Annotated in this window: 23 protein-coding genes; 5 read left to right on the top strand and 18 right to left on the bottom strand. The window is 69.2% G+C overall.

From position 1 onward, the window contains the following. Positions 1–179: 179 nt before the first annotated feature. From AB3X08_RS20325 to AB3X08_RS20340, 4 genes are all read right to left on the bottom strand, one after another. A complete protein-coding gene (locus AB3X08_RS20325; RefSeq protein WP_369938592.1) occupies positions 180–1,496 on the bottom strand; it encodes a histidine-type phosphatase in 1,317 nt (438 codons plus the stop codon). A 43-nt stretch (positions 1,497–1,539) separates the two neighbouring features. Beyond that, positions 1,540–4,044, bottom strand: coding sequence for a TonB-dependent receptor domain-containing protein (locus AB3X08_RS20330; protein ID WP_369934726.1), 2,505 nt, complete (start codon positions 4,042–4,044; stop codon positions 1,540–1,542). A 117-nt stretch (positions 4,045–4,161) separates the two neighbouring features. Next, positions 4,162–5,244 (bottom strand): FecR family protein, encoded by a 1,083-nt coding sequence (locus AB3X08_RS20335; protein ID WP_369934728.1) that lies wholly within the window; start codon positions 5,242–5,244, stop codon positions 4,162–4,164. Further along, entirely contained in the window at positions 5,237–5,752 is a 516-nt protein-coding gene (locus AB3X08_RS20340) for an RNA polymerase sigma factor (protein ID WP_369934729.1), read from the bottom strand. The genes AB3X08_RS20335 and AB3X08_RS20340 overlap by 8 nt, the downstream gene beginning before the upstream one ends. A gap of 326 nt (positions 5,753–6,078) precedes the next feature. On the opposite strand from AB3X08_RS20340, the gene AB3X08_RS20345 reads away from it, so the two are divergent. Continuing rightward, positions 6,079–7,158, top strand: coding sequence for a pirin family protein (locus AB3X08_RS20345; protein ID WP_369934731.1), 1,080 nt, complete (start codon positions 6,079–6,081; stop codon positions 7,156–7,158). A gap of 252 nt (positions 7,159–7,410) precedes the next feature. On the opposite strand, the gene AB3X08_RS20350 is transcribed toward AB3X08_RS20345, so the two are convergent. Both AB3X08_RS20350 and AB3X08_RS20355 read right to left on the bottom strand, forming a co-directional pair. Continuing rightward, on the bottom strand, positions 7,411–8,367 hold the full coding sequence (locus tag AB3X08_RS20350; protein ID WP_369933329.1) for an IS1595 family transposase: 957 nt from the start codon (positions 8,365–8,367) through the stop codon (positions 7,411–7,413). A gap of 249 nt (positions 8,368–8,616) precedes the next feature. After that, positions 8,617–9,219: a DUF4142 domain-containing protein gene (locus AB3X08_RS20355; protein ID WP_369934733.1), complete on the bottom strand. Its 603-nt coding sequence runs from the start codon at positions 9,217–9,219 to the stop codon at positions 8,617–8,619. Between the two features lie 144 nt (positions 9,220–9,363). Here AB3X08_RS20355 and AB3X08_RS20360 point away from each other — a divergent pair, with 144 nt between their 5' ends. Both AB3X08_RS20360 and AB3X08_RS20365 read left to right on the top strand, forming a co-directional pair. Next, positions 9,364–9,504, top strand: coding sequence for a hypothetical protein (locus AB3X08_RS20360; protein WP_369934734.1), 141 nt, complete (start codon positions 9,364–9,366; stop codon positions 9,502–9,504). 94 nt (positions 9,505–9,598) lie between these two features. After that, positions 9,599–10,339, top strand: coding sequence for a GntR family transcriptional regulator (locus tag AB3X08_RS20365; protein WP_369934735.1), 741 nt, complete (start codon positions 9,599–9,601; stop codon positions 10,337–10,339). A gap of 150 nt (positions 10,340–10,489) precedes the next feature. Here AB3X08_RS20365 and AB3X08_RS20370 read toward each other — a convergent pair whose 3' ends face one another. The 10 genes from AB3X08_RS20370 to AB3X08_RS20415 all read right to left on the bottom strand — a co-directional run bounded on the left by AB3X08_RS20370 (position 10,490) and on the right by AB3X08_RS20415 (position 20,672). Then, positions 10,490–11,845, bottom strand: coding sequence for an SLC13 family permease (locus AB3X08_RS20370; protein ID WP_369934737.1), 1,356 nt, complete (start codon positions 11,843–11,845; stop codon positions 10,490–10,492). A gap of 141 nt (positions 11,846–11,986) precedes the next feature. Further along, positions 11,987–12,907 carry an acyltransferase domain-containing protein gene (locus AB3X08_RS20375; protein WP_369934738.1) on the bottom strand — a complete coding sequence of 307 codons (921 nt, stop codon included), beginning with the start codon at positions 12,905–12,907 and terminating at the stop codon, positions 11,987–11,989. After that, the gene (mdcB, locus tag AB3X08_RS20380; RefSeq protein WP_369938594.1) at positions 12,904–13,740 is read right to left on the bottom strand and encodes a triphosphoribosyl-dephospho-CoA synthase MdcB; all 837 of its coding nucleotides are present in this window, start codon (positions 13,738–13,740) and stop codon (positions 12,904–12,906) included. Before mdcB ends, AB3X08_RS20375 begins: the two co-directional genes overlap by 4 nt. A gap of 833 nt (positions 13,741–14,573) precedes the next feature. Then, positions 14,574–15,227: a malonate decarboxylase holo-[acyl-carrier-protein] synthase gene (gene mdcG / locus AB3X08_RS20385; RefSeq protein ID WP_369934740.1), complete on the bottom strand. Its 654-nt coding sequence runs from the start codon at positions 15,225–15,227 to the stop codon at positions 14,574–14,576. Then, positions 15,220–15,924, bottom strand: a complete 705-nt coding sequence (mdcE, locus tag AB3X08_RS20390) for a biotin-independent malonate decarboxylase subunit gamma (protein WP_369934742.1) — start codon at positions 15,922–15,924, stop codon at positions 15,220–15,222. Before mdcE ends, mdcG begins: the two co-directional genes overlap by 8 nt. Continuing rightward, positions 15,924–16,838 carry a biotin-independent malonate decarboxylase subunit beta gene (locus AB3X08_RS20395; protein WP_369934743.1) on the bottom strand — a complete coding sequence of 305 codons (915 nt, stop codon included), beginning with the start codon at positions 16,836–16,838 and terminating at the stop codon, positions 15,924–15,926. The genes mdcE and AB3X08_RS20395 overlap by 1 nt, the downstream gene beginning before the upstream one ends. Positions 16,839–17,217: 379 nt before the next feature. Beyond that, entirely contained in the window at positions 17,218–17,532 is a 315-nt protein-coding gene (gene mdcC, locus AB3X08_RS20400; protein ID WP_369934744.1) for a malonate decarboxylase acyl carrier protein, read from the bottom strand. Between the two features lie 9 nt (positions 17,533–17,541). Continuing rightward, entirely contained in the window at positions 17,542–19,185 is a 1,644-nt protein-coding gene (mdcA, locus tag AB3X08_RS20405) for a malonate decarboxylase subunit alpha (protein ID WP_369934746.1), read from the bottom strand. A 201-nt stretch (positions 19,186–19,386) separates the two neighbouring features. Next, positions 19,387–19,827: a hypothetical protein gene (locus AB3X08_RS20410; protein WP_369934748.1), complete on the bottom strand. Its 441-nt coding sequence runs from the start codon at positions 19,825–19,827 to the stop codon at positions 19,387–19,389. An 86-nt stretch (positions 19,828–19,913) separates the two neighbouring features. Continuing rightward, positions 19,914–20,672, bottom strand: a complete 759-nt coding sequence (locus tag AB3X08_RS20415) for an IclR family transcriptional regulator (protein WP_369934749.1) — start codon at positions 20,670–20,672, stop codon at positions 19,914–19,916. A gap of 301 nt (positions 20,673–20,973) precedes the next feature. On the opposite strand from AB3X08_RS20415, the gene fucP reads away from it, so the two are divergent. Beyond that, positions 20,974–22,287, top strand: coding sequence for an L-fucose:H+ symporter permease (gene fucP / locus AB3X08_RS20420; protein ID WP_369934750.1), 1,314 nt, complete (start codon positions 20,974–20,976; stop codon positions 22,285–22,287). A 1-nt stretch (position 22,288) separates the two neighbouring features. Continuing rightward, a complete protein-coding gene (locus tag AB3X08_RS20425) occupies positions 22,289–22,666 on the top strand; it encodes an L-rhamnose mutarotase (protein ID WP_369934752.1) in 378 nt (125 codons plus the stop codon). A gap of 722 nt (positions 22,667–23,388) precedes the next feature. On the opposite strand, the gene AB3X08_RS20430 is transcribed toward AB3X08_RS20425, so the two are convergent. Beyond that, positions 23,389–24,360: an IS110 family transposase gene (locus AB3X08_RS20430; RefSeq protein ID WP_369934533.1), complete on the bottom strand. Its 972-nt coding sequence runs from the start codon at positions 24,358–24,360 to the stop codon at positions 23,389–23,391. 523 nt (positions 24,361–24,883) lie between these two features. Further along, positions 24,884–26,203: an L-fuconate dehydratase gene (locus AB3X08_RS20435; protein ID WP_369934754.1), complete on the bottom strand. Its 1,320-nt coding sequence runs from the start codon at positions 26,201–26,203 to the stop codon at positions 24,884–24,886. Positions 26,204–26,388 lie beyond the last annotated feature (185 nt).

Here is a 26,388-nt window from a genome sequence, read left to right on the forward strand (position 1 = left end):
CGGTCCGTGACGGCGCGCGCAGGGTTTCCTTCAGACCAGACATGGCCTACTCGGAAATTGCAGAGAGACCGCACGTCCCCTGTAGGAGCGGCTTCAGCCGCGACATGTCCCATCCGGAGAGTGCCTGTCGCGGCTGAAGCCGCTCCTACAGGGTGCGCGGCGCGGTGGGGCGCTCCGCGCTACTCGCCGGCCACCGCCGCCTGCACCGGCCAGGCGCTCAACGCCGGCACGTCGGGCTGCACCTGCTGCGCGTCCAGCCGCGCCTGCAGCGCCGGCAAGGCGACCGCCAACGGACAGCGCAATCGGCTGCCGCAGCCCGGCAGCGGCCAGCGCCGCTCGCGCAGCCGGCTGCCGTCGAAGCGGTTGTCGCGCAGCGCCTGCAAGGTCGGCACCACGCTGCGCAGTTGCAGATAGTCGCGGCCGCCCTGCCGCACCAGCTCCAGCAGCAGCGCGCCGCCCGGCGGATAGGCGTCGGGCTGGCCGCGCACCGGGCCGGGCACGGCGAGCAGGCCGGCCAGATGCGCCAGGTTGGTGTCGTGGCCGAGCAGCAGCAGCGCGCGGGTGTGCGCCGGGGCCAGCGACGCCACCGCCGGGGTCTGCCCGGCCGCAGCCTGCAGCGTCGCCAGCAGGTGCGCGAGCAGGTTGGAGCCGCCTGCGCGCGCCGCCGGCAGGGCGCGCTTGCTGTGGTCGAAGGAGGCGTTGTGCAGCCCGATCAGGCGTTGCAAGGCCTTCGCATCGGCGCGGCCCCACGCCACCTGCGCCGGCGGCAGGCCCTGCGCGTATTCCAGCATCAGGTTCTCGGCCAGGCTGCCGGCGGTCTTCAGCACCTTCGCGGCCTGCGCGGGATCGTCCAGCCGCTGCGGATCGTCCAGGCGCGGCGTGTCCTGGCCAGGCGCTTGCGCGGCGCAGGCCGCACCCCGGCAACCGGACAGGACCCGCTGCAGCGCACGCAAGCGCGACCGCACGGCCGCATCCGGATGCAGCGGCGCGGCCACTACGTCGTCGTCCTTGTCGTCGTTCTTGTCCTTGCCGGCCGCGTAATGGAACAGCGGATTGTTCTGTTCGGCCGGCAGCGCCAGGTACTGGGCGTGGCAGCCCGGTTGCAGGCCTTCGCCGAAGGCCGCGGCGCTGGCGTGGTTGCGCGGCGTGCTGTCGGCGATCACCACCAACTGCGCGCCAGCGCAGTCGGGCGCCAGCACGCCGTCGGCCAGCCAGCGCTGCCGGTAGCGCGCGCCCAGCGCCTGCATCCCCGCCGCACCGTGCGCAGTGAGCATGCCCGGCGCCACCGGCCATTGCGGCCACGGCTGCGCCGCGTACTTGGCCAGCGCTTGCGGATCCTGGGTCGGCGCGCGCACGCCGTGGCGCATCACCACGATGCTCAGGCGCACTTGCGCTGGAGCGGTCGCGCTGGAGCCTGCCACGGCCGCGGCCGGCAATGCCGCCGCGGCCAGCAGCATCAGCGCCGCCACGCGATGCAGGTAGCGGCGCACACGCATCGCGGCGATGGGCGCTTCGATGGAGAGGGGCATGAGACCGGCCTCAGAACTTCAGCGACAGGTCGAGGAACACGCCGCGCCCGGCCAGGCCGAAATACAGCGGCTGGTTGTCGGAGGAGCGCGCGCCGGCGTAGCCGATCAAGGCGTGCCGATCGAGCAGGTTGTTGACGTCCATGCTGATCGAATAGCCCTTCAGGCCGTAGGGACCATGCGTGCTGCGGTAGCCCAGCGCCGCATCCAGGCTGGCATAGCCGCCCAGGCGCTGGTCGTTGCCGAACACGGTGGCGCCGCTGGCGTCGGTGGTGTTGTCCACGCCGTACTGCGCGCCGACCACCTTTTCCATCAGCGAGCCGAAGTAGCCGGTGCCGCTGTTGTACAGCAGGCCCAGGCTCCCGGTCACGTGCGGGGTGCCGGCGACCTGGGTGCTGCTGTGCTTGTAGGTCGCTTCGTTGTAGCTGGCGTTGGCGTACAGGCTCAGCGTCGGGGTCAGCGCATAGGTGGCTTCGGCCTCGGCGCCGCGGTACACCGCACCGCCGCCGTTGACGTAGGCGCTCTCGGTGCCGCTGTCGGTGGCGACCAGAGTTTCGCTGATGTAGTTGCTGAAATCGATGTAGTAGACGTCGGCGCCGAAGGTCAGGCCGCGCGCGGCGTAGCTGGTGCCGAGCTGATAGTTGCTGGTCAGCTCCGGTTGCAGGCCGCGGCTGCCGTTGAGTTCGATCACGTCGATCGGCGGCGCCAGGAAGCCGCGCGCGGCCTGCACGTAGCCGCTCCAGTGCTCGCTGAAGGCGTCGTGCAGGCTCAGCGACGGCAGCGTCGCGTCGTAGCTGGCGCTGGCATGGGACGGCGCCGGCGGCGTGCTCTTGTTGAGCTGCGCGTCGAGCTGGCGCTCCACCCGCGAGTAGCGCACGCCCGGACTGAGGGTCAGCGTGTCGCTCAGTTTCCAGTCGTACTGCACGTACGGCTGCAGCGTGTCGGTGCGGTCGTGCAGCTGGTAGTTGTACAGATAGCCGTACTTGGTGCCGCTGGCCGCGCCGGTGCTCATGTCCACCGGCAGCTGACTGCGTTCGTCCAGATTGCGCTCCACCCACACGCCGGTCTGCAACTGGCCCGGGCCCAGATCGCGCGCCAGCCGCAGCACGTCGCCGAAGGCGTGGTAATCGTTGTCCGACAGCTTGCCCGGCACGTCGGTGGCCGACTTGGACAGCTTCTTGCCGGTGCTGGAGTAGAAGGTCACGCCGTTGTCGGCGGCGCTCTCGCTGGTGGGGATGCTGCTTTTGGCGGCGGTGTGGTCGAAGCTGTTGTAGTAGAGCTTGTTGTCCATGTCCCACTCGCCCAGGCGCGTGCTCAGGCCCAGGTAGCTGAAGCTGGAGTAGTACGCGGCGCTGTTGTAGCCGGTGTAGTTCTGCAGGGTCGGATCGTTGCCCAGGCCGTAGCGCCAGCCGTGCTGTTCGATCTGCGCGCGGGTGGCGCCCTGCACGGTGTTCTGGTGTTCCTGGTTGTAGCTGCTGACGAAGGTCAGCGTGGTCGCCTCGCCCAGCTCGGTGGCGGTCTTGACGAAGGCGTGCTCGCGGCGGTCGTCGGTGCCTTTGAGGTAGGTGCCGCTGGCTTCCTTGGACAGGTCGGCGAACACGCGGGTGTTGCCGATGTGCTCGTCGGCGCTGCCCCCGGTGGACCACGTGTTCCAGCTGCCGCCGGTGGCGTAGGCGGTGACGCCGTCCACCGCGCTGGGGTTGCGCGTGCGCAGCGCCAGCGTACCGCCGAAGGTGGCGTTGCCGATGGTGGCGCCGCCGCCGGGACCGCGGTCGATCTCGGCCTGGCCGAGCACGTGGTTGTTGAAGTACGCCGACGTGGTGTGGTGCAGGTCGCTGGCGTCGCCGAACGGGATGCCGTCGAAGGTGATGTTGAACTGGCCGTCCTGGAAGCCGCGGATGCTGATGCCTTCGTTCTTGCCCAGGCCGGGGCCTTCCGGCGAGGTGGTGACCACGCTCGGCGCGTACTTGATGATGTCGTCGTAGTTCGCGTTCAGGCGCAGTCCGTCGCGGATGAAGCGTTCGTCGATCACCGAAGTCGGCTGGCTCGCCTCCAGCGGCGCGGCACTGGGCGCCAGCGTATCGACGCTGTTGGCGGTGACGTTGATCGGCGCCAGTTCGCGCGGGCCGTCGTCGCGGTCTCCCGGGTCGGCGGCCGGCGTGGCCGCGGCGTGCGGCGCGCGCGCGGCGGCATTGCGCGGCGCGGCCGCGGCACTGCGCACGATGCTGACCGTGCTCGGCGTCGGCATGCGGTACTCCAGGCCGGTGCCGGCCAGCAGTTTCTGCAGTTGCTGCGTCGGCGCCAGGCCGGCCGGCGCGCCGTTGCTGCGCTGCCCGGCCGCCAATGCCGGGTCGTACATCAGTTGCAGGCCGCTGTTGCGGGCGAAGAGCTCCAGCGCCTGGTCCAGCGGCATCGGCGCGATCGCCGGCGCGGCGACGGCGGCGGGCGCCGACCAGGCCGGCAGCGAGGAGGTGCTGCCGAGCAGCAGAGCGATGGAAACGACGAGCGTGTTGCGCATGGGACGTGCTACCGGAGGGGAGAGGAAGGCGGCCGCGCGCATCCAGCGCGATGGCCATGCCTACCTAGGAGTGCCGCACAGCGCCGTGCGGCTACCGGTCGTTGCATGAATTTTTTCTTACATCGGCGCCGGCGCGCTGCGGATCGTCACCGCCTGCGCGTCGCGGTGCACCTGCACGTTCGGCAGGCTGCCCAGATAGGCGATGAAGGCCTCCGGATCGCGCAGGTGGAACACGCCGCTGATGCGGCGCGCGGCCAATGCCGGGTCGGCGATGCGCAACGGCTGCGTGGTGTAGGCGTTGAACAGCCGCGCCACCTCGCCCACGCTGCGGTCGCGCACGCCGACCTGCGCCGGCAGCCAGGCGGTTGCGCCGGCGATGTCGGCGTGCGCGTCCATGCCCAGCAAGCGGCCGCGCGCGTCCAGCCGCGCCTGCTGGCCGCCGCCCAGGTCCGCCAGCTGCGCGCCTTCGCTGGGCAGCGCGCTGCGCCGCCACCACGGATGCGCGCCGCGCAGTACGTGCACGCGTCCCTGCAGCACGGTAACGCGGGTGGCGCCGTCGTGCTGGTCGACGCCGAACACGGTGCCGATATCGCGCAGCACCAGCGCGCCGACGCTGACCCGCAGCGGCCGCGCCGGATCGTGGCCGAGGTCGAACAGCGCCTTGCCGCGCAGCAGCGCGATGTCGCGTCGCTGCGCGCCGTAGCGCACAGCGATGGCGCTGCCGCGGTCCAGGCGCACCACGCTGCCGTCGGCCAGCGCCACCTCGCGCCCGGCATCGGTAGCGGCGGCGTAGACCGTCGCCGCGACCGTGTCCGGCACCGCCAGGTGCGTGGTCACGCCGATCGCCGACAGCGCCAGCACGGCAGCCAGGCCGTACGCCCAGCGCCGGTTGCGCTTGCGTGGCTGTGGCGCCGCTTGCGATTGCACTGGCGCCGCGCGTCCGAACTCCGGCCGCAGCGGCACCACCACCGCGCCGCTGTGGCGCGCATGCGCGCACAGCTGTTCGCTGCTGGCCTGCTGCGAGTGCGCCGCGGCCTGCAGATCCTGATGCAGGTGCGCGATGCCCAGGTATTCGGCCACGTGCGTGGGCGACTGCCGCAGCCAGGCCAGGAACTCCGCCTGCTGCATCGGCGCCAGCGGCGCTTCGCGCTGCGCCAGGTACCAGGCCGCGGCCGCCGCGGCGATCGGCGATTCACGCATAGCGCGCCATGCCCTGCCGGCACACCGCCAGACCCTTGATGATGTATTTCTTGACCATGTGGCTTGAGATCTGCAACTGCGCGGCGATGTCCTGGTAGCCGAGTTCGTCGCGGTAGCGCAGCACCATCGCCGCGCGGCATTTCGGCGGCAGCCGCGCCATCAGCTCGGCCAGGCGCCGCCGGCGTTGCTCGCGGTGCACCTGCGCATCCACGTCGCACGGCACCGCCAGCCGCTCCAGCACCTCGTCCAGGCAGGTGTCGCGCTGCGTGCTGCGCTGGTTGAGCAGCGCGTGCTCGCGCATCAGGTTGGCGGCGATGGTGAACAGGTAGGCTTCGGGATTGGCGATCTCCGGCGCATGCGCCTCGCTGCGCTGCAGGCGCAGCCACACTTCCTGCACCAGGTCCTCGGCGTCCCACGCCGCGGCGCGGCGGCGCAGGAAGTAACGGCTCAGCGACGGCCGCCATTGCAGGAACAGCCGCGACAGGGCCGGCAAGGGTTCGGGACGCACCGGGCGCTCGCAGGGTCGGAAAAGCCTGCGATGCTGGTCGCGGCAGATGACAGTCCCATGACGCACGGGCAGCGCGGGCGCGGATGACCGGCTGCGCCCCAGCCGGCATTCAGTTGCGCGCCGCTGCTGGCCGGGTTCGATCGGCGCATGGAGTGCTGCCGGTGTCTGCGCCTGCGCCATGGCCCTGGATTCCGCGGCGGCGCCTCAGCGTTTCCCGTGCGGGACAGGATGTCCTCCGGACCGGCCTTCCGTTCCATCGGCGTCGCCCCATATCGAAAGGGTTGCCGCCTCTGACCTCGGGCGGCGTTCGCACGAAGGATCTCTCCATGACCGACCCCATCGTCCAGATCAAGCCGCTCGGCTTCCCCTGGGAAACGATCGACCCGTTCCTGTTCTGCGTCTACCACGACGACGCCTACCCCGCCGGCAACGGCGCGATGGGACCGGCGGCGTCGCTGCAGGGCCGCGCCATCGGCCAGGACTTCAGCCGCAAGGACGGCTGGAGCATGTATCACGGTGAGGAGGTCCCCGGCTTTCCCGGTCATCCGCACCGCGGCTTCGAGACCGTGACCATCGTGCGCAAGGGTTTGATCGACCATGCCGACTCGCTCGGCGCGGCGGCGCGCTTCGGTGCCGGCGACGTGCAATGGGTGACGGCCGGCGCGGGCATCGTCCATTCGGAGATGTTCCCGCTGCTCGACACGGCCGCGCCCAATCCGCTGGAACTGTTCCAGATCTGGCTCAACCTGCCCGCGCGCAGCAAGATGGCGGCGCCGCACTTCACCATGTTCTGGGCCGAAGACCTGCCGCGCTTCACCGCCACCGACGATGCCGGCCGCAGCACCGAGGTGGCCTGCGTGGCCGGCCGCATCGGCCCGGTCGACGCCGCGCCCGGCAGCGCCGGCGGCCCGCTCGCGCCGCCACCGGATTCGTGGGCCGCGCAGGACGATGCCGACGTGGCCATCTGGACGATCCGCATGGCGCCCGGCGCACGCTGGACCCTGCCCGCCGCGCAAGGCCGCGGCACGCGCCGCAGCCTGTACTTCTTCAAGGGCGCAGCGGTGACCGTGGGCGGACGCGAAGTGACCCGCCACGCCGCGATCGAGTTGCGTGCCGACCAGGCGGTCGAGTTGGTCAACGGCGACGGGGAAGCGAGCGAGTTCCTGGTACTGCAGGGCCGACCGATCGCCGAACCGGTGGCTCAGCACGGCCCGTTCGTGATGAACACCCAAGCGGAGATCGCCCAGGCCATGGCCGACTACCGCCGCACCCAGTTCGGCGGCTGGCCGTGGCCGCACGAGGCGCCGGTACACGGCAGCGACCCGACCCGCTTCGCGCGACATCCGGATGGACGCGAGGAGCGGCCGACGGCGCAGGCGGCCGCTGTGGACATCGCGAACGGCTAGCGTTTGTTTCCCCGCACGGGGGGGATGAGGGTACGGGTGCAGCCTCGTGCACCAAACGCCGCGAGTCGCTTTCGCGCCGTACCCTCACCCCAACCCCTCTCCCGATGGGAGAGGGGCTTGGCTGTTTCCTTCTCCCGTCGGGAGAAGGTGCCCCGCAGGGGCGGATGAGGGTACGGGCGAAGCATCGTGCGCCCAAACTCCGCGAGTCGCTTTCGCGCCGGACCCTCACCCCAACCCCTCTCCCGATCCTGATTAGCGTCGAATCTCAGCCGGAGCGCGCAGAGCGCGCTCCGGGATGGCATGAGTGGCCATGGAAGCCAAGCCGAGTTGGTCAAGGATCGCGGCCAAGTTGAAGCGCCGGTTGACCTGATATTGGTGCGCGCGCAGGTAGCGCAGACCGTATTTGCCGAAGGCGATGGCATGGTGGGTGCCGCCAAGGGCGGTCTTGAGATTCCCCAGGATCGTGTTGACCCATTTCAGAGCGGGCTGTTGTACCGATTTGCGCCCGGTGCCGGTCACGATCGGCTCATGGCTCATACCGGCCCAGGTGACGGCGGTGAAGGCGGTCAGCCCATCGCTGAGAACGTGGGTTCCCGGCGCCAGGGCTTGCTGGGCCCAGCGATGGACAGCATCGCGGCAGAAGCTGCCGACCCAGTCAAACCGGACGCATCCCGGCCGACCTTGTCGCGTCTCCACGGCGGCAATGAACGGGATCTTGTTGGTCCACTGTTCGGCACCGCTGCCGCGCGCGCGCTCCCCACCTAGATAGGCATCGTCGATCTGCACCCAGCCGGCCAACTGACGTTGGCCTTCCCGCTCAGCCATAGCCGCCATCAGCTTGTGCTTGATGCGCCAAGCCGTGCGGTAGCACACGTCCAGGTGGCGCATCAGCTCCAGGGCCGAAATCCCGTTCTTGGCCTGGCTCAGCAGATACATCGCCATCCACCACAGACGCAGCGGCAATTTGGTGTCGGCCAGCACGGTGCCCGCCGTCAGGCTGGTCTGGGCGCGGCACTGCCGGCATTGCCACAGCCGCTGGTGCCCGCGCTGGAACTGACTGGCCGCCCGCTGGCCACAGCGCGGACAGACGAAACCGTCAGGCCAGCGGTTGCGCAGCAGCGCGGACACGCACTGCTCCTCAGTGCCGTAATGCTGCAGGAACTGCGGTAAGGACATCCCCCGCTGGAACTGCACACGATTCATCGCCATGACTGCCTCTCCAAGAGAACCGGCAGCAAGGGTGCACCTGTCACGCATCAGCAGCTGAGATTCGACGCTAATCAGGTCTCCCGATGGGAGAGGGGCTAGTCGGCTGTTCCTTCTCCCATCGGGAGAAGGTGCCCCGAAGGGGCGGATGAGGGTACGGGCGAAGCATCGTGCGCCCAAACTCCGCGAGTCGCTTTCGCGCCGTACTCTCACCCCAACCCCTCTCCCGATGGGAGAGGGGCTTCAAACCACTCAGTAGCGCGCCGACGCCAGCGCCTGTGCTCGCTCCAACTGCTCAGCGATGCGCTTGCGCGCCTGCTGCAATTCCTGCTTGGTCGCCTCCTGCTGCGCCGCCGGCACCAGTTCGGCGTCGATCACCGCCAGCGCATCGGAATAGCTGCGCACCATCGTCGCCATGTAGGCGTTCATGTACGCCGACTCGTCCTTCTCCTGGTCCAGCGCCTGCAGTTGCGCCTTGCCCTTCGCCGCCTGCGCGGTGATCTTCTCCGCATCGCCGGGACCGCCCTTGCCTGCGTCCGCCGCCGTGGCGCCATGGTGGGCAGCGACGACCTCGCGAGCGAAATCGGCGACGCTGCCGCTGACATTGCGCGACAGCGCCTGTTGCGACAGCGCCACCGCATTGCCTTCCAGCACCTGCAGCATCGCCTTGGCCGAGGCGTCGCCGCCGATCGGCGCGCGTCCGCTTTCGCCGCCGACCGGAGCCGCGGTCGGTGCCGGCGAGGTCGCCGGTGCGGTCCGCGAGGTCTGATCGCCCGGCTTGCCGCAGCCGCTCAGCGCCACGGCGGCCAACGCCGCAAGAATCGAAAGCCGGGTCGTGTTGAGCCTCGGGGTCATGGGGTGCTCCTGGTTTGTCAGCGGCTACCTTGCCCAGACAGCGCGCAAACCCGCGTGAATCGACGCGCTGTTCCGTGACGCGGCATTGACGCCAGTGGGCGCACGCAACGGGCTGCCGCAACCGCGACAGCGTGGAGACCGCAGATGGCGAACAACCAGAAAACCGGCGAAAAGGCCGGCAAGGCCGCCTCCAAGGTGCTCAAGGACGGACGCACCGGAAAGGCCAGCAAGACCGCCGCCGCATCGGCCCTGTCGCAGCGACCGGACAAGAAAAAAGGCAAGTAACGCGCGCCGGCGGGACGCGCCGCGGCGACGCTTCCCGCCGGCCGCTAGAATGGCCGCATCGCCAGCACCGGCTTCAGAGCGTTTCGACCCGCCGATGACCCTCGCACCCGACACCCGCGCGCCGCGCAAGCGCGTGGCGCTGTACGAAGACGTGGCCGAGCGGCTGCGGCAGAAAATCTACGACTACGTGCTGCCGCCGGGCGAGTGGATCGACGAGCCGGCGCTGGTCGCCGAACTGGGCATCAGCCGCACCCCGCTGCGCGAGAGCCTGAAGCTGCTCGCGGCCGAAGGCCTGGTGCAGATCGAACCCGGCCGCGGCGCGCGCGTGACCCGGCTGACCCTGGAAGACCTCAACGAGCTGTTTCCGGTGATGGCGCTGCTGGAAGGCCGCTGCGCGTACGAGGCGGTGCGCAAGGTCGACGCCGCCGGCCTGGCGCGGCTGGAAACGCTGCACGCGCGCATGGAGCAGGCCGCCGACGAAGGCGACCTGGCCGAGTACTACCGGCAGAACTACCTGATCCACGAATCGGTGCAGGAATTCGCCGGCAATCCGTGGCTGATCCGCGTCACCCACGACCTGCACCGCATCCTCAAGATGCACCGCGGTCGCCAGCTGCTCGCGCCCGGCCGCATGCAGCAATCGCTGTCCGAACACCGCGAACTGATGGACTGCTTCCGCCGCGGCGACGCCGAAGGCGCCGAGCGCACCATGAACCGGCACCTGCAAAGCCAGGGCAACGCCCTGGCGATGTACGTGGCCGCCGGCGGCAAGTTGAATGTGCCGGCGCCGTTGCCGAGGGGCCGGGAATGGGGAATGGGGAATGGGGAATCGTGAAGCGGGCCTGCGCGATCGATCTGCGCCACTTAACTTCCTGCAAAAGACATCGGCCCCGAAGGGCCGATGCTGGATCAGGAAACCGGTAAAGCATCCGTGTGCAGGAACCGCTTCACCCCATTCCCGATTCCCGTTTCCCCATTCCCAGCCTCACAACCACCCCGGCACCACCAGCAGCAGCCACGCCAGCAGCGGGCCGAACAGCACCACCAGGCCGCTGTAGATCAGGAAGCGCTTGTACAGCGCGTCGCGTTCGTCCGGAGCGGCCGAGGCCACCACCAGTGCGCCGTTGGTCGAGAACGGGCTGACGTCCACCACGGTGGAAGAGATCGCCAGGGCGCAGATCACCCCGGCCGCGCCGAGGTGGCCCTGCAGCAGGAACGGCACCGCCAGCGGGATGGTTGCGCCCAGCACCGCCGCCGAGGAGGCGAACGCGGAGACGATGCCGCCGACGTAGCACACCAGCAGCGCGCCGAGCAGCGGAATGCCGATGTCGGACACGCCGTTGCCGATGTAGTCCACCGCCCCGCTCTCCTGCAACACCGCCACATACGTGACCACGCCGCTGATCAGCAGCACCGTGGACCAGCTGATGCCATCCACCGCGCCCTTCTGCGCCTTCGGCGACAACAGCGCCAGCACCACCGCCACGGTCATCGAGACCAGGCCGACGTTGAGGTTGTAGATCAACGAGGCGATGCCCAGACCGAGCAGGCCGAACAGGGTCAGCACGCGATCGCGGTTCAGGCTCACCGTCTCCAGCGCCGCCGGATCGGTGGACAAGGTGCCGCCGCCGGCCGACAGCAAGGCGCCATGGCCTTCGATCGCGAACTGGCGGTGCGAGGCCTGATCGCCCACCGGCACGTACTCGGCGTTGGCCAGCGACGGCGCCTGTCCGCGCCGCAGCAAGGCCAGACCACCGAAGGCGAAGAAGCAGATCACCGCCATCAGCAGATTGAAGCCGAGGCTGGTCAGGAACACCGCCATCTCGGTCACGTCCAGCCCGGCCTTCTCCACCACCTTGTTGGTGATGCCGCCGTACACGCTGATCGGCGAGAAGCCGCCGGCCTGCGCGCCGTGGATCACCAGCAGGCCCATCAGCAACGGATTGATCCGGTACTGCTTGGCGAAGCGCAGCGCGACCGGGCCGATGATCGCCACCGCCGCCGGACCCAGCGCGCCGAACGCGGTCAGTACCGCGGTGACCACGAACATCACCCACGGGATCGCCACGATCTTGCCGCGGACCGCGCGCACCGCCCAATGCACCAGCAGATCGATGGTGCCGTTGTTGCGTGCGATCGCGAACAGATAGGTGATGCCGACCAGGGTCAGGAACAGGTCGCCGGGAAACCCGGCCAGGACCTCCTTCCCGTCCATGCCGACCCAGACGCCACCGATGATGAAGGCCAACGCGAACGCGACTGCGCCCATGTTGACCGGCAACGCCGTGGCCACGATGAACATGACGATCAAACCGATGATCGTCGCGATTTGTGGACTCATGCGCCCTCCCGAGCTTGCTGGATCCGTACCACTACCACTGCCGCGAATGGCCACCCGCCATCCTGGGTCGATCGCCAACTGCCAACCGCCGTTGCGGCGCGACGGCTCCCAGCGCCGCCCCCCATCGCCGCAGCGGCTGCATCACTGCATCCGTTGCTCCGCCTGCCGCACCCAGGCCGCCGCTGCGGCCAGGCTGCCGAACTCCTCCACCGAGCGCGCCTGGCACTGCGGCAGCACCTCGCGCGCGATGCGCGCCAGCGCACCGCCCGGTCCCAGTTCCAGGAACACGCGCGCGCCGCGTTCGGCGGCCTGGCGCAGCGTTCCGGCCCAATCCAGCGTCATCGCCAGCTGCGCCGCCAAGGCACCGATGGCGTCGTCGCGGTCGCCGATACGGTGTCCGTCGATGCCGGCCAGCACCGCAGTGCGCGGCGCCGCCAGCGGCGCCGCGCGCAGATCGGCGGCGAACGCCTGCGCCGCGCTCGCCAGCAGCGGCGTGTGCGCGGCCACCGCCACCGGCAACCGCGTGACCCGCGCGCGCTGCGCACGCGCCTGCCGCTCGCCATGCGCCAACGCATCGGCATGGCCGCCAAGAATCAGATGGTCGTCGCCGTTGACGATGGCCAGGTGCAGGCCGGTCTGCGCGCACAGCGTCTCGGCCTGGTCGCGCAGCAAACCCTGCACCGCGATCAGGCCGTCGCCATTGCGGCTGGCCGCATCCATGCGCTGTGCGCGCCGCACCGCCAGCGCCAGACAGGTGGCTGCGTCCATGCCGCCGGCCACTGCATGCGCGGCCAGTTCGCCGATGCTGTAGCCGAGCAGCAACGCCGGCACCGGCAGTTGCGGCAGCAGCGCCGCCGCATTGGCCAGCACCGCAGTGCAGACCAGCGGCTGCGCGACTGCGTTGTCGTAGCGCGCGTCGTCGCCGGCCAGCGCGCGCGGGTCGGCGCCGAGCACCTGCGCCGCCGCCGCCAATACCGCCTCGGCCGCAGGCGCGCCGACGCTGTAGTCGAACATCGCCGGATGTTGCGCGCCCTGCCCCGGGCACAGCAGCGCCAGGCTCATACGCCCTCCTGGCGCTGCAGAAAGCAGGCGCAGGCGAGCAGATCGGCGCTGCCGCCCGGGCTGAGCCGGCGCGCGACGAAGGCCTCGCCGATGCGCGACAGTTGCTGGCGCCAATCCGGTTGCGCGGCGCCGCCGGCCTCAAGGAACGCCCGCGCGCTGCGTTGCGCGAAGCGCAGCCCGTCGCGGCCGCCGCGGTGCAACAGATTCAGATCGTCGGTGTGCGCGATCAGCTGCAGCAGGGTCTGCGCCAGCGCCGCCTCCTGCGCCAGGCCTGCGCGCGACGCCGCGCGCAGACTCGGCAACGCCACGTCGCGCAGCAGCGGGAAACCGGCCGCCGCCTGTTCGCGCACGCCGGCCACGCCGTGCAGGCGACGCATGCGCTGGCCGTGGCTGTGCGGGTCCAGCGGGGCGTCCAGCAGCGCATCGCGCCAGTAGATGCCGACGGCTTGGCAGACCGCCACGCCATCCGGCGCCGCATGCGTCTGGCTGCGCAGCCGAGCCGCCGCCGCGACCAGCAGACCCAGGCTGAAGATCGCGCCGCGATGGGTGTTGACGCCGCCGGTGGCGCGCAGCATGGCGCGCTCGGCGCCGACGCCGAGTTCGCGCAGCGCGGGGAACGCCGCATCGCTCGCGCCTGCGGCGGCGATCGCGACGAAGTAGCCGCGCAACGCGAACAGGCTGCGCAGGAACGTGGACGCGTCCATGTCGTCGTGGCTGCCGCGATCGAATGGCGTGACCAGGCCGGGTTTCGGCGCGCAGGCCAGTTCGGCATGCAGACTGGCGACGGCGAGGCGGCCGAGGCGGTACGGGGTGGCGCCGGCATTGGGAAGGATCGCCGTGGCCTTCGCCGCTGCGCGTGCCGATCGCAGCTTGCTTGCGCGTTGCGCTGCAAGAGGCGCATCGGTCTGGACCGATTCCGATGCCGGAAAGCACCTCGCTGCGTTCGTCGCGACTGAAGTCGCTCCCACAGGACCTGGCGAGTGGCTGGCCGCTTCCGCCTGGGATCGAGCTTCGGTGCCGACAGCTTCCAGGATCGGGGAGATTGGCGCTGCGTTCGTCGCGGCTGAAGCCGCTCCTACAGGAACTCTCGGACCGCTGGCGACCTGCACTGTGGGAGGGACTTCAGTCCCGACAAATTCCGAAGCAGGAAGGTCTGATGTCTCGCTCGTCGCAGCCGAAACCGCTCCCGCAGAAACTCGCAGACCGCTGGCGACCCCCACTGTGGGAGGGACTTCAGTCCCGACGGCTTCCGAAGCCGAAAGGTCTGACGCCGCGTTCGTCGCGACCGAAGCCGCTCCCGCAGGAACTTGCAGACCGCTGGCGGCCCCCACTGTGGGAGGGACTTCAGTCCCGACGGCTTCCGAAGCCGGAAGGTCTGATGCCGCGTTCGTCACGACCGAAGCCGCTCCCGCAGGAATGCGCCGATTGCTGGCTACCTGCACGGGGGGAGGGCACTCGGTCCCGATCGCTTCCGGTGCCGTGGAGATCGCGGCTGCGTTCGTTGCGGCTGAAGCCGCTCCTACAGGAGTCGACGAATGAGCCGCTGCGACCACTGCAAGAGGGGCTTCAGTCCCGACCGCTTCTGGCGCCGAGCCATCCACGGCGGCGAGCGCTGGCGATGCCGAGAAGCAGCCCTCTTCGATGGCACGCAGCACCTGCAGTTCCATCACGCCCCCCATGCCCGCAGCAGCTCGGCACGCGGCTGCAGCCGGCAGTCGCGCAGCGCCTTGACCAGCAGTTGTGCGCTGTCGCCGGCCAGTTCACGCCAACTCACCGCGTCGCCGTCGGGCAGCAGCACTTCGCCATCGGCACGCTGGCCGTGGCGTTGTTCCCAGCGCGCCAGGTCGGCGAGCAGCGCCGGTGCCTGCATCGGCGACGGCAGCGGCCACAGCAGATCGATGTCCGAGCCGGCCTGCACATAGGGCAAGCCGGTCAGCGCCTGCCAGGCGAAGGCGCCGAAGACGCGCGGAACCAGGCCATGCGTGGCGGCCAGCGCCTGCAGTTCGCGCAGCGGTGCTTGCCACTGCGGCGGTGCCTGCACCTGCGCGCAGAGCTCGTCCAGCGTCAGCGGCGCGCGCTGCCGCAGTACCGCATCGCGCTCGGCCGACAGCGACAGGCGTTGCTTGCCTTCGGCCGGCGGCAGCGGCACGCCGAGACGTAACAGCTGCGCGTCATCGCTGCGATCGCCGCGCGCGACGATCGCCGGATGACCGGCCGCGAACCAGTCGCGCAGGCGCGCCTGCGCCCCCGGCGTGCGTGCCTGCCACGGCGCATCGGCCGCCAGCCAGACCAGGTCGTGCCGGGCGAGCGGCTCATGCATGGCCGGCGGCGACCTCCGCGGCGATCGGCGCAGCAAGCAGGCGGCCGTTGCGCTCGACGCCGCGTTGCGCGCGTGTGTCGCCGTGCAGCGGCGCCTGCAACGCGGCGATCAGCGCCTGCGCCAGATCGCCCTGCCACAGCGCGTCCACCGCGCCCATCGCCACATAGTTCTCCACGCCCGGCGCGAACACCGGCGAGCTCTTGCTCAGCGCCTGCAGCTTCTCCAGCGGTTGCTTGGTGACCCGCGCCATCGCGCGCAGGTCCATCACCCGCACCTGCGCCTCGGGCAGCGCGTAGATCGCGTCGGCCATCAGCCCGAAGGCGAGAAAGCCGCCGCTGACGGATTCGCCATAGACCAGCGTCAGCAGCCGCGCGCCGCGCCGCCGCGCCAGGTCCAGGCATTGCGCCAGATGGCCGAAATAGCCGTTGATGCCGAGCAGCTCGTCCTTGCGCGACGGCCGCTGTCCGGCGGTATCGACCAGCATCACGATCGGCCGCTGCGGATGCGCGCGCGTGCTGTCCAGCACCGCGGCGGCCAGCGCCAGCGCGTGCTCCACGCCCACTTCCAGCTTGTCGGCGCTGCCGATCACGGTGACCTCGCCCAGCGCGGTACTGGCGCTGCCGCCGATCACCCCATCGCGCACCTCGACCCGGTGGCCGAGCGGGAACAGCGCTTCCAGCAAAGGCATCAGGTCCATCACGGGCTCCGGTCGGCAACGGCGGCAAGGAAGGCGGCGGTGTCCAGCAGCGGCAGCGCGTCGGGATCGGCGATGCCCTGGCGGCGCCAGATGTCCACGCCGTCGCGGCAGTCGCCATAGGCGTCCAGGCGTTGGCGCAGCGCGGCGTGTTCGGCGGCGATGCGGGCCAGGCCGTCGTCGTCCGCGGACGCTGGTAGCGCAGCCAGCGCGGCGGTCGCCGCGGCGCGAAACTCCTCGATGGCATCGGCGACCAAGGCCTGCGCCTCGCCGAGCAGATAGCGGTGCTTGCCGCCGGTCACGCGCCACACCAGGGCGCGATCGCGCGAATCGAATTCCTCCACGCCGCGCACGGTCTCGATCACTTCCGGACCAGAAAGGCCCAGTCGCCCTTCCTCGGACATGACGACGTGCGTGCAGCAGCGGCTGACGATGCCCATGCCGCCGAAGCAGCCGTTGCCGCTGCCGATCAGCGCCAGCACCGGCACGCCGGCAGCGCGCGTGTCCAGGGTGGCGCGCATGATTTCGGAAATCGCGATCAGCCCGGCGTTGGCCTCGTGCAGGCGTACGCCGCCGGTGTCGGGCAGCAGCAGCACCGCCGCCGGCCTCGTCGCCGTGGCGCGCTGCAGCAAGCCGGTGAGCTTGGCGCCGTGCACCTCGCCGACTGCACCTCCCATGAATTCGCCTTGTTGCGCGGCGATCAGCACCGTACGCCCGTCGAGCCGGCCCTCGCCGACGACGATGCCGTCGTCGAACGCACCGGGCTGGTCCAGCTGCGCCAGGTGCGGACTCATCGCGCGCTGGCGCGGGCCGACGAACTCGCGGAACGAGCCGGGATCAAGCAGGCCGGCGATGCGCGCGCGCGCGTCGGCTTCGTAGAAGCTGCGCGGGCGGCGGTTGTTGGGGATCGCGCTCATGCGCAGCTCCGGTGTGGGCGGCTTGCTCGCCTGATAGGTAGTGCCGGACGCTCGTTCGTTGCAGCAGGCGTCCGGATCGCGGCCGGCGCCATCCAGGCGCTGCCGGAGGATCGCGTCGGGGCTGAAGCCCCTCCCACAAGGCGCATCGCAGACGCGACATCCCTGGTGGGAGCGACTTCAGTCGCGACGAGCGAAGCCCGAACAGCGACCGTCGCGGATGCCTTCGCAACCGAAGCGCCTCCCGCCAGGACAGCGCTCCCTGCAGGAGCGGCTTCAGCCGCGACGGTGTCAGCAACCGGCGGCATTTCGGCTCCGTTCGTCGCGGCTGAAGCCGCTCCTACAGAAAACACGCCGATTGCGGATTTCCGGATCGAGCGCATCACGCATTCTCCTGCAACGCTTCCACCGCCTGGTCCAGGCGCAAGCCGACCACCGCCGGGGTCGCGCCGACATCGTTGATCGAAATGCGCACATCGCGCAGCGGATGGCGCGCGGCGAAGTCGTCCAGCACCGCCTGCCAGATGGTGCCGAAGCCGTCGGCGGCGGTGACGATCTCGATCTGCATCGCGCCGCCCAGATCCTGCGGCTCGATCAGCACTTCCAGGTTGCCGGACGACACCACGCCGACCAGCACGTGGTCGAGCCGGCCGTTCGGCGCCAGGCGCCCGTCGTAGCGATAGCGAAGGGTTTCCATCGACATCCCTTACCAGTTGCGGAAACGTTGCGGCGGCGCGTAGAGGCCGCCGGACCAGCGCACCAGATCCTTGACGCTGCGCGCGGCCAACAGGTCGCGGCTGGCGTCGCGCAGGCGAATGCCGAGGTCTTCGGGGCGGCGGATCACGCCGCGGTCGCGCAGGTTCTCGACCATGCGCTTGTCGCGACCCAGGCCCACCGCGGTGTAGCCGGCCACGCCGCGGATCGCCTGTTCGCGCTCCTCCGGCGTGCGGCACAGCAGCAGGTTGGCGATGCCTTCTTCGGTCAGCACATGGCTGACGTCGTCGCCGTAGATCATCACCGGCGGCAGCGGCATGTTGGCGCGCTCGGCCAGTTCCCAGGCATCGAGCCGATCGACGAAGGCCGGCGCCATGTGTTCGCGGAAGGTCTCCACCATCTGTACCACCAGCTTGCGCCCGCGCGGCATCTCGCCAGGGCGCGCGGCCTCGCGCCCGGCCTTGAGCCAGGCGGCGCTGCCATGGCGGCGACCGCGCGCATCCGAGCCCATGTTCGGCGCGCCGCCGAAACCGGCGATGCGGTCGCGGGTGGCGGTGGAGCTGTTGCCCTGCAGGTCGATCTGCAACGTGGAGCCGATGAACATGTCGCAGGCGTACAGGCCGGCGGTCTGCGAGAACGCGCGATTGGAGCGCATCGAACCGTCCGGGCCGGCGAAGAACACGTCGGCGCGCGCGGCGATGTACTGCTCCATGCCCAGTTCCGAGCCGAACGAATGCACCGATTTGACGAAGCCCGACTCGATCGCCGGGATCAGCGCCGGATGCGGGTTCAGCGCCCAATGCCGGCAGATCTTGCCGCGCAGGCCAAGCGACTCGGCATAGGTCGGCAGCAGCAGTTCGATCGCCGCGGTGTCGAACCCGATGCCGTGATTGAGCCGGTCCACGCCGTACTCGGCGTAGATGCCCTTGATCGCCATCATCGCCATCAGCACCTGGATTTCGGAGATCTGCGCCGGATCGCGGGTGAACAGCGGTTCGATGTAGTGCGGGCGCGGCGCCTGCACCACATAGCCGATCCAGTCGGCGGGGATGTCCACGCGCGGCAGCGTGTCCACGATCTCGTTGACCTGGGCGATGACGATGCCGCCCTTGAACGCGGTGGCCTCGGCGATCACCGGCGTGTCCTCGGTGTTCGGCCCGGTGTAGAGATTGCCGTGGCGGTCGGCGGCCTGCGCGGCGACCAGCGCCACGCGCGGGGTCAGATCGACGAAGTAGCGGCCGAACAGTTCCAGGTAGGTGTGGATCGCGCCGATCTCGATGCGCTTGTCGGCGACCAGCCGCGCCAGGCGCAATGCCTGCGGCCCGGAAAAGGAGAAATCCAGGCGCTGCGCGATGCCGCGTTCGAACACGTCCAGATGCGAAGGCAGCGCCAGCACCGACTGCAGCAGGTGCAGCCCGTGCACCCGCGCCGGATCGACTTCGGTCAGGCACTGCGAGAGGAAATCGGCCTGCTTCTGGTTGTTGCCCTCCACGCACACGCGATCGCCCGGCTCGATCACCGCCTCCAGCAGCGCCACCGCGTCCTTGGCCTCCACCAGGCGCCCGCGCGCCAACCCTTCGGCGCGCTGCAGGCGTTGCCGGCGATTGTCGGCGAGCGTGTTCCAGTCCTGAGGCATAAGGCTTTCCGTCGGCGAATGGAGGGCGGCAGCGCCTGGCGGCGGGCCGGCCGAAATTGTAATTACGATATAATTATGAAACCGTGACCAATGCACGCTGCGCTGCAGCAGGCGCTTTCGGCGTGCTGCAACAGCTTTCGGGATCGGCGGCGATTCAGCTGGCCGACGCCTGCTCGGCGAGGCCGTTGCCAGCGCGTTTCGTTAGACCTCGTCGGGCTCGGCGCCGAACGCGCGCCGGTAGGCCTCGCGATCGAAACGCAGCACGGCGCGCGCACGCTGCTCGGTCAGCGGGCGCACTACCAACTGCACGTCCACCCGTCCTTGATACGCGCGGACCGACGGGATCGCCAGGAACCAACGCGCGCCAGGGCCGCTGCAGTACCAGAACGCATCTGAATCGGTGGTCATCGCGCCATCGGGCATCAGCAGTGAGTCGTAGCTTGAGTAGGAGAAATGCCCCGCCTTCTTCACCACGACCAGATCCGCGCCGGTGAGAGGAAGGCCCTCGCTGATAAGAGACATATCCTGAAAGGACTGCTGCAGGGCGCATTCGATCCTGCGTGTGTTGCGCCGGTGCAGAAACGCGAATGCCACCACGTAGGCAGCGATTGCGGCGTAAAAGACCGCGTCCAGTATGTTCAAGCGCGCTCGTCCCCGATGTGGAGCCACATGGCCGCGCCGCTTCGGCGGTCTTGCATGGACGATGCCAACCGTGTGCTGCCGCCAGCCTACCCGCCCAACGCCGCACTGATCTCCGCCGCCGCCGCGCACACCGCCTGCATCGCCGCCTGCGCATCGATTTGCTGCGGGCGGCGTTCGATGAAGGGCACGGTGAGCGTGTAGATGGCGCTGCCGTGCTGCAGGATCGGCGCGGTCAGGTCGATCACGCCGACCACCGCTTCGCTGGGGTGGATGCTGTAGCCCAGCGCGCGCACCTGCGCGGCGGCGGCCAGGAACGCGTCGCGGTCGTAGGCCACGTCGCCGGCGTCCAGGCGCTGCAGCAACCGCGCCTGCGCGTCTTCGTGCTGGAACGCGAACAGCACCAGGCCGGAGGTGGAATGCGCGAATGGGCGGCGGTGGCCGGGACGCACCACCATGCCAAGATCGCTGGGCACGTCCATCTGCGCAATGACCACGATCTGCTCGTCCGACGGCGCCACCAGGTGGCAGGGCTGGCGGATCGCATCGGCCAGCCGGCGCATCACCGGCAGCGCCGCCTCGGTGACGTTCTGCACCTGCGGCTGCTGCATGCCGAGCATGAACAGGCGGTTGGTCAGCACATAGCCGCCCTCGCCCGGCCCGCCCTTGGTCAGGTAGCCGCGCTCCTCCAGCACCTGCAGCATGCGGAAGATCTCCCCGCGCGAACGGCCGATGCCCTGCGAGATCTCGCTCATGGTCATCGGCCGCGCGTCGCGCGCCAGCAGTTCCAGGATATCCAGGCCCTTGTCCAGGGCGGGAGCACGGTACTTGGGTGGGGGCGTGGTCATTCCGTCGAGGCCAGGCGGGGTGGAAGGGCGCTAGGGTACAGGGAATGCCCGTGGACAGAAGCGCGGCGACGCGGCCTGCGCCTGGCGTGCGGATGTCCGCATGGGCTGCCGACTCCGACGCGAGCGAGCCGCTGCACGCCGCTTGCGAGGGACGGCCTGCGCCAAGGTTCGGGCACGGCCCATGCCACGGCGTGCCATGCAAATATAAACACGTATTTTATATTTGCATGACGCCAGCGGGCGCAGTACGCTCCGGCCACAACTCAACGCGACGCGGCACATCCTGGGAGGGGTAGGCGGCATGCACTACAGCAGCGACACCGCAACAGCGGCGCCCGGCAGCCTGGCGCGTACCGCCATCGTGCCTCTGGTCCTGATCGTCAGCCTGTTCTTTCTGTGGGGCATGGCGAACAACCTCAACGACATCCTGATCAAGCAGTTCAAGAAGGCCTTCGAGCTGTCCGACCTGCAGGCCGGGCTGGTGCAGAGCGCGTTCTACCTGGGCTACTTCGTGTTCGCGATCCCGGCGGCGATGTTCATGCGCCGCTTCAGCTACAAGGCGGCGGTGGTGCTCGGCCTGCTGCTGTACGCGGCCGGCGCGTTCCTGTTCTACCCGGCCGCGCAGGAGCACACCTACGGGTTGTTCCTGCTGGCGCTGTTCGTGATCGCCAGCGGCCTGGCGTTCCTGGAAACCACCGCCAATCCGCTGGTCACCGTGCTCGGCCCGGCCGACGGCGCGGCGCGGCGGCTGAACCTGGCGCAGGCGTTCAATCCGCTCGGCTCGATCACCGGAGTGATGATCGGCCAGCACTTCATCCTGTCCGGCGTGGAGCACACGCCGCAGGAACTGGCGGCGATGGCGCCGGCCGCGCGCGCCAGCTTCTTCGCCGCCGAATCGGCCGCGGTGCAGACGCCCTACCTGATCATCGGCGCGGTGGTGGTGCTATGGGCGCTGTTGATCGGACTGACCCGCTTCCCGGTCACCCGCGAAGACGGCGCCGTGACCGGCGGCGGCAAGGCCTATTTCGGTCCGCTGCTGCGCAACCGCCGCTTCGTGTTCGCGGTGGTCGCGCAGTTCTTCTATGTCGGCGCCCAGGTGGGCATCTGGAGCTACCTGATCCGCTATCTGCAGGACGCGGTGCCGGGCACTCCGGAAAAGACCGCGGCCAGCTTCCTGACTGTCTCGCTGGTACTGTTCATGGCCGGCCGCTTCATCGGCACCGCGTTGCTGCGCTTCGTGTCGCCGGCGGTGTTGCTGGGCGCGTTCGCGCTGCTCAACCTGCTGCTGTGCGGTGTGGCGATCGCCTTGCCGGGCTGGACCGGGCTGTATGCACTGGTGGCCAGCAGCGCGTTCATGTCGGTAATGTTCCCGACCATCTTCGCGTTGGGCCTGGACGGATTGAACGACGATGCGCGCAAGCTGGGTTCGTCGCTGATCGTGATGGCGATCATCGGCGGCGCGGCGTTGACCGCGCTGATGGGCGCGTTGTCCGACCATGCCGGCATCCATTGGGCGATGGCGGTGCCGGCGCTGTGCTTCGCGGTGATCCTGGCGTTCGCCGCCTACGCACGCGACCTCGCGGCCGCTTCGCGCACTGCCGCCACTGGAGCCTGAGATGCCGCGCCACTGCTATCTGCTCGACCTGCACGACGATCCGGCGCTGATCGCCGAATACGAGCGCTGGCATCGCCCCGATACGGTGTGGCCGGAGATCGTCGCCTCGTTGCGCAATGCGGGCATCCGTGAGCTGGACATCCATCGTTGCGGCGACCGGCTGGTGATGCTGATGGAGGTGGACGAAACCTATTCGCCCGCGGCCAAGGCCGCCGCCGATGCGGCCGACCCGCGCGTGCAGGCCTGGGAGGAGTTGATGTGGCGCTTCCAGAAGCCGCTGCCGGGTTCGGCGCCCGGCGAGAAATGGCGCGAGGCGCTGCAGATCTTTTCGCTGCAGGCGGCGGTCGCGGAGCAGGCGCGGAGGCAGGAGCGCGAGTGAGGCGAGCGAGCTCGCGCCGCTGCTTCCTGTAGGAGCGGCTTCAGCCGCGACGAACGAAGCCATTGCGCCATCCGGCGTCGGTGGCAGTCGGGACTGAAGTCCCTCCCATAGTGCACCCAACCGGCTCGCCGCGAACCCCTTGTGGGAGCGACTTCAGTCGCGACGAGCGGGACTGCCCAGCTGCTGGGCTTCGGAAGCGATCGTGACAGCAGCATCGAGAAAAGGGCCGGATATCGCAGCAACTTGGCACTCTGTCGCGGCTGAAGCCGCTCCTACAGAAAAGCGCGCGGCCTTCCGCGCGCTTGCTGCGTTATGCCTGATGCGCTGCCAGATCCGCTGAGGCATGCCCCGCGCTGCTACTTCCTGTAGGAGCGGCTTCAGCCGCGACGAGCGAAGACATTACGCTATCGGCTTCGGTGGCAGTCGGGACTGAAGTCCCTCCTACAGTGCACCCAACCAGCCCGCCGCGAACCCCTTGTGGGAGCGACTTCAGTCGCGACGAGCGGGACTGTCCAGCTGCTGGGCTTCGGAAGCGATCGTGACAGCAGGATCGAGAAAGGGCGGGATATCGCAGCGACTTGGCACTCTGTCGCGGCTGAAGCCGCTCCTACAGAAAGCGTGCGCGGCCTTGGCCGCGCGCTTGCTGCGTTACGCCTGCTGCGCGGCCAGATCCGCTGAGGCAGGCCCTGCGCTGCTGATTCCTGTAGATACCGTCTTCCGGCCTAACAGGCAATGGCCTTTTGAGGATCGAAGGGTGTGCGTGATTTGAGCACGCCATAGGCGATGTGCAGCAGCTTGCGCATGGCGGCGCAGATGATCTGCTTGTTGGCCTTGCCGCGTTGTCGCATGCGCTGCTTCAGCGCACGGACGACCGGATTGTGGGTCATGGCGACCAAGGCCGGCAGGAACAGGCCAGCACGCAGGCGCGGGGAGCCAGTGCGGGAGATGCAAACCTGCCCCTGGCGCTTGCCGGACTCTTGCAGGCGTGGGTTGAGCCCGGCAAAGGCGGTCACCGCCGAAGCGCGGGCGAAGCGGTCCACGTTGCCAAGTTCGGCCAGTATCAAGGCCGCGCTGGTGTCGGCGATGCCGTCGATGCTGACCAGCAGCTCGCGCTGCCCGCGCAAGGTGGGATCCTGGTCGATATGATCGTCGATGGCCCGTTCGATCTGCGCGATGCGCGCCTGCAACTGGCCGATGTTCTCCAGGATCGAGTCGCGCACCACCAGTGTAGCCACGTCCAGGCGGTTGCGCTCCATCTGCAGCATCTGCAGCAGGTCGTCCCGACGCCGCACCAGCGCCTTGAGCTGCTTGAGCGCCGGCGGATCGGGCTGCCAGCGCCGCAGCGACTCCCGGTGACGCAGGCCATAGCTGGCGATCAGCTTGGCATCGCTGCGGTCGGTCTTGACCCGGGTCAGCTGGCTGCGTGCATACAGCGCCATCTGCGCCGGGTTGAGCACGCACACGCGATAGCCCTCCCCATGGACAAACTCGGCCAGCGCCTCGTGATAGGTGCCGGTGGCTTCCATGACGATCCAGCTGTCCGGCTGCGCATGGGTCCGCAACCACGCATGCAGGGCGTGGAAGCCCTTCGGATCGTTGGGTAGCTTGGCCTTGGTGCGGTACTTGCCGTTGGCCAGGTCGATGGCCAGGTCGAAACTGCGTTTGGCGACGTCGATGCCGACGACTGGGGACATGAGAATTCCTCCGTCGGATGGGGATCACGATCATCGCTGCGCCCGGTCCTGCCTTGTGGATGCGAGTTCACGCCGAGGGCGGACTCTGGATACCGTTCGGACACCGTGGGCCAGCATGTGGAGGGCGGGAGCCGATCTACAGCACAAGCTCGAAGCTTCAGGAGCGACTGGACTTCCCGCACCTCCTCCGATGATCAGTCGGAAGACATAACGTCCTAACGGCGTCATGTCCAGATACAAGGAGCGGCTTCAGCCGCGACAAACGAAGCCATTATGCCATCCGGCTTCGGTGGCAGTCGGCACTAAAGTCCCTCCCACAGTGCACCCAACCAGCCCGCCGCGAACCCCTTGTGGGAGCGACTTCAGTCGCGACGAGCGGGACTGTCCAGCTGCGGGGCTTCGGAAGCGATCGTGGCAGCAGCATCGAGAAGAGGGCCGGATATCGCAGCGACTTGGCACTCTGTCGCGGCTGAAGCCGCTCCTACAGAAAAGCGTGCGCGGCCTTGGCCGCGCGCTTGCTGCGTTATGCCTGCTGCGCGGCCAGGTCCGCGCTCCAGAACGGGCCGTCCGGATACAGGTACTGGGTGACCGATTGCGCGTGCATCTCGGCCGAGAAGCCCGGCAGCGTCGGCGCCAGGTAGCGGCCGTGTTCGATCCGCACCGGATCGACGAAGTGCTGGTGCAGGTGGTCGACGAACTCGATCGCGCGGTCTTCCATCTTGCCGGTGATGGCGACGAAGTCGGCCATCGCCAGGTGCTGCACCAGCTCGCACAGGCCCACGCCGCCGGCATGCGGGAACACGCGCACGCCGAACTTCGCCGCCAGCAGCAGGATCGCCAGGTTCTCGTTGACCCCGCCCACGCGCGCCGCGTCGATCTGGATCAGGTCCACCGCGCCGGCCTGCAGCAGTTGCTTGAACACCACGCGGTTCTGCGTGTGCTCGCCGGTGGACACCGGCACCGGCGCGATGCCCTGGCGGATCGCGGCGTGGCCGAGCACATCGTCCGGGCTGGTCGGCTCCTCGATCCAGGCGATGTCGAATTCGGCCAGCTGGCGCATCCAGGCGATCGCCGGGCCCACGTCCCAGCGCTGGTTGGCGTCCACCGCCATCGCGATGTCCGGACCGATCGCCTCGCGCGCCAGGCGGCAGCGGCGGATGTCGTCCTGCACGTTGGCGCCGACCTTGAGCTTGATCGTGCGGAATCCATCGGCCACCGCTTCCTTGGCCAGGCGCACCAGCTTCTCGTCGGAGTAGCCGAGCCAGCCGGGCGAGGTGGTGTAGGCCGGATAGCCCTGTTCGAGCAAGGTCTGCGTGCGCGCGGCGCGCTGCGGCTCGGCCGCGCGCAGCAGCGCCAGCGCGTCGTCGGGGGTCAGCGCGTCGCTGAGATAACGGAAGTCGATGGTGGCCACCAGCTGTTCCGGCGACAGCTCGGCGATGTAGCGCCACAGCGGCTTGCCGGCGCGGCGCGCGGCCATGTCCCAGGCGGCATTGATGACGCCGCCGATGGCCATGTGCATCACGCCCTTCTCCGGGCCCAGCCAGCGCAGCTGCGAATCGTCGGTGAGGCTGCGCGCGAAGCCGCCCAGATCGCCGATCACCGCCTCCACGTCGCGCCCGACCACATGGTGCGACAGCGCCGCGATCGCCGCGCTCTGCACGTCGTTGCCGCGGCCGATGGTGAACACCAGGCCGTAGCCGGCCAGGCCGTCGTCGGCATCGGTGCGCAGGCGCAGGTAGGCGGCCGAGTAGTCCGGATCCGGATTCATCGCATCGGAACCATCCAGTTCGCGCGAAGTGGGGAAACGCACGTCGAAGGTCTCGAGGGCAACGATTTTGCTCATGGGGATCCTGGTCGGTGAGGCGGTAAGAAAAAGAAATGCAGTGAACAAAGCCCCTCTCCCCTCGGGAGAGGGGTTGGGGTGAGGGTGCGGGAGTGCATGACTGCTGGCGCTCCCGCGAGACACGAACGAAGTAAGCGCAAGCGCTTATGCCTGCACATGCATTTGCGAGGTGGCTTCGCCCCTAC

This window comes from Xanthomonas sp. DAR 34887, from assembly GCF_041245805.1.
In the GTDB taxonomy this organism is placed as follows: domain Bacteria; phylum Pseudomonadota; class Gammaproteobacteria; order Xanthomonadales; family Xanthomonadaceae; genus Xanthomonas_A; species Xanthomonas_A tesorieronis.

What these genes read in the sequence shown, in the direction of transcription:
- AB3X08_RS20325 (WP_369938592.1), bottom strand. Translation starts at nt 1,496, where the DNA reads ATGCGTGTGCGCCGCTACCTGCATCGCGTGGCGGCGCTGATGCTGCTG.
- AB3X08_RS20350 (WP_369933329.1), bottom strand. Translation starts at nt 8,367, where the DNA reads ATGGCGATGAATCGTGTGCAGTTCCAGCGGGGGATGTCCTTACCGCAG.
- AB3X08_RS20370 (WP_369934737.1), bottom strand. Translation starts at nt 11,845, where the DNA reads ATGAGTCCACAAATCGCGACGATCATCGGTTTGATCGTCATGTTCATC.
- mdcG (WP_369934740.1), bottom strand. Translation starts at nt 15,227, where the DNA reads ATGCATGAGCCGCTCGCCCGGCACGACCTGGTCTGGCTGGCGGCCGAT.
- AB3X08_RS20395 (WP_369934743.1), bottom strand. Translation starts at nt 16,838, where the DNA reads ATGAGCGCGATCCCCAACAACCGCCGCCCGCGCAGCTTCTACGAAGCC.
- AB3X08_RS20355 (WP_369934733.1), bottom strand. Translation starts at nt 9,219, where the DNA reads ATGACCCCGAGGCTCAACACGACCCGGCTTTCGATTCTTGCGGCGTTG.
- AB3X08_RS20335 (WP_369934728.1), bottom strand. Translation starts at nt 5,244, where the DNA reads ATGCGTGAATCGCCGATCGCCGCGGCGGCCGCGGCCTGGTACCTGGCG.
- mdcE (WP_369934742.1), bottom strand. Translation starts at nt 15,924, where the DNA reads ATGGACCTGATGCCTTTGCTGGAAGCGCTGTTCCCGCTCGGCCACCGG.
- mdcA (WP_369934746.1), bottom strand. Translation starts at nt 19,185, where the DNA reads ATGCCTCAGGACTGGAACACGCTCGCCGACAATCGCCGGCAACGCCTG.
- AB3X08_RS20360 (WP_369934734.1), top strand. Translation starts at nt 9,364, where the DNA reads ATGGCGAACAACCAGAAAACCGGCGAAAAGGCCGGCAAGGCCGCCTCC.
- AB3X08_RS20415 (WP_369934749.1), bottom strand. Translation starts at nt 20,672, where the DNA reads ATGACCACGCCCCCACCCAAGTACCGTGCTCCCGCCCTGGACAAGGGC.
- AB3X08_RS20425 (WP_369934752.1), top strand. Translation starts at nt 22,289, where the DNA reads ATGCCGCGCCACTGCTATCTGCTCGACCTGCACGACGATCCGGCGCTG.
- AB3X08_RS20430 (WP_369934533.1), bottom strand. Translation starts at nt 24,360, where the DNA reads ATGTCCCCAGTCGTCGGCATCGACGTCGCCAAACGCAGTTTCGACCTG.
- AB3X08_RS20365 (WP_369934735.1), top strand. Translation starts at nt 9,599, where the DNA reads ATGACCCTCGCACCCGACACCCGCGCGCCGCGCAAGCGCGTGGCGCTG.
- AB3X08_RS20330 (WP_369934726.1), bottom strand. Translation starts at nt 4,044, where the DNA reads ATGCGCAACACGCTCGTCGTTTCCATCGCTCTGCTGCTCGGCAGCACC.
- fucP (WP_369934750.1), top strand. Translation starts at nt 20,974, where the DNA reads ATGCACTACAGCAGCGACACCGCAACAGCGGCGCCCGGCAGCCTGGCG.
- AB3X08_RS20435 (WP_369934754.1), bottom strand. Translation starts at nt 26,203, where the DNA reads ATGAGCAAAATCGTTGCCCTCGAGACCTTCGACGTGCGTTTCCCCACT.
- AB3X08_RS20375 (WP_369934738.1), bottom strand. Translation starts at nt 12,907, where the DNA reads ATGAGCCTGGCGCTGCTGTGCCCGGGGCAGGGCGCGCAACATCCGGCG.
- mdcC (WP_369934744.1), bottom strand. Translation starts at nt 17,532, where the DNA reads ATGGAAACCCTTCGCTATCGCTACGACGGGCGCCTGGCGCCGAACGGC.
- AB3X08_RS20345 (WP_369934731.1), top strand. Translation starts at nt 6,079, where the DNA reads ATGACCGACCCCATCGTCCAGATCAAGCCGCTCGGCTTCCCCTGGGAA.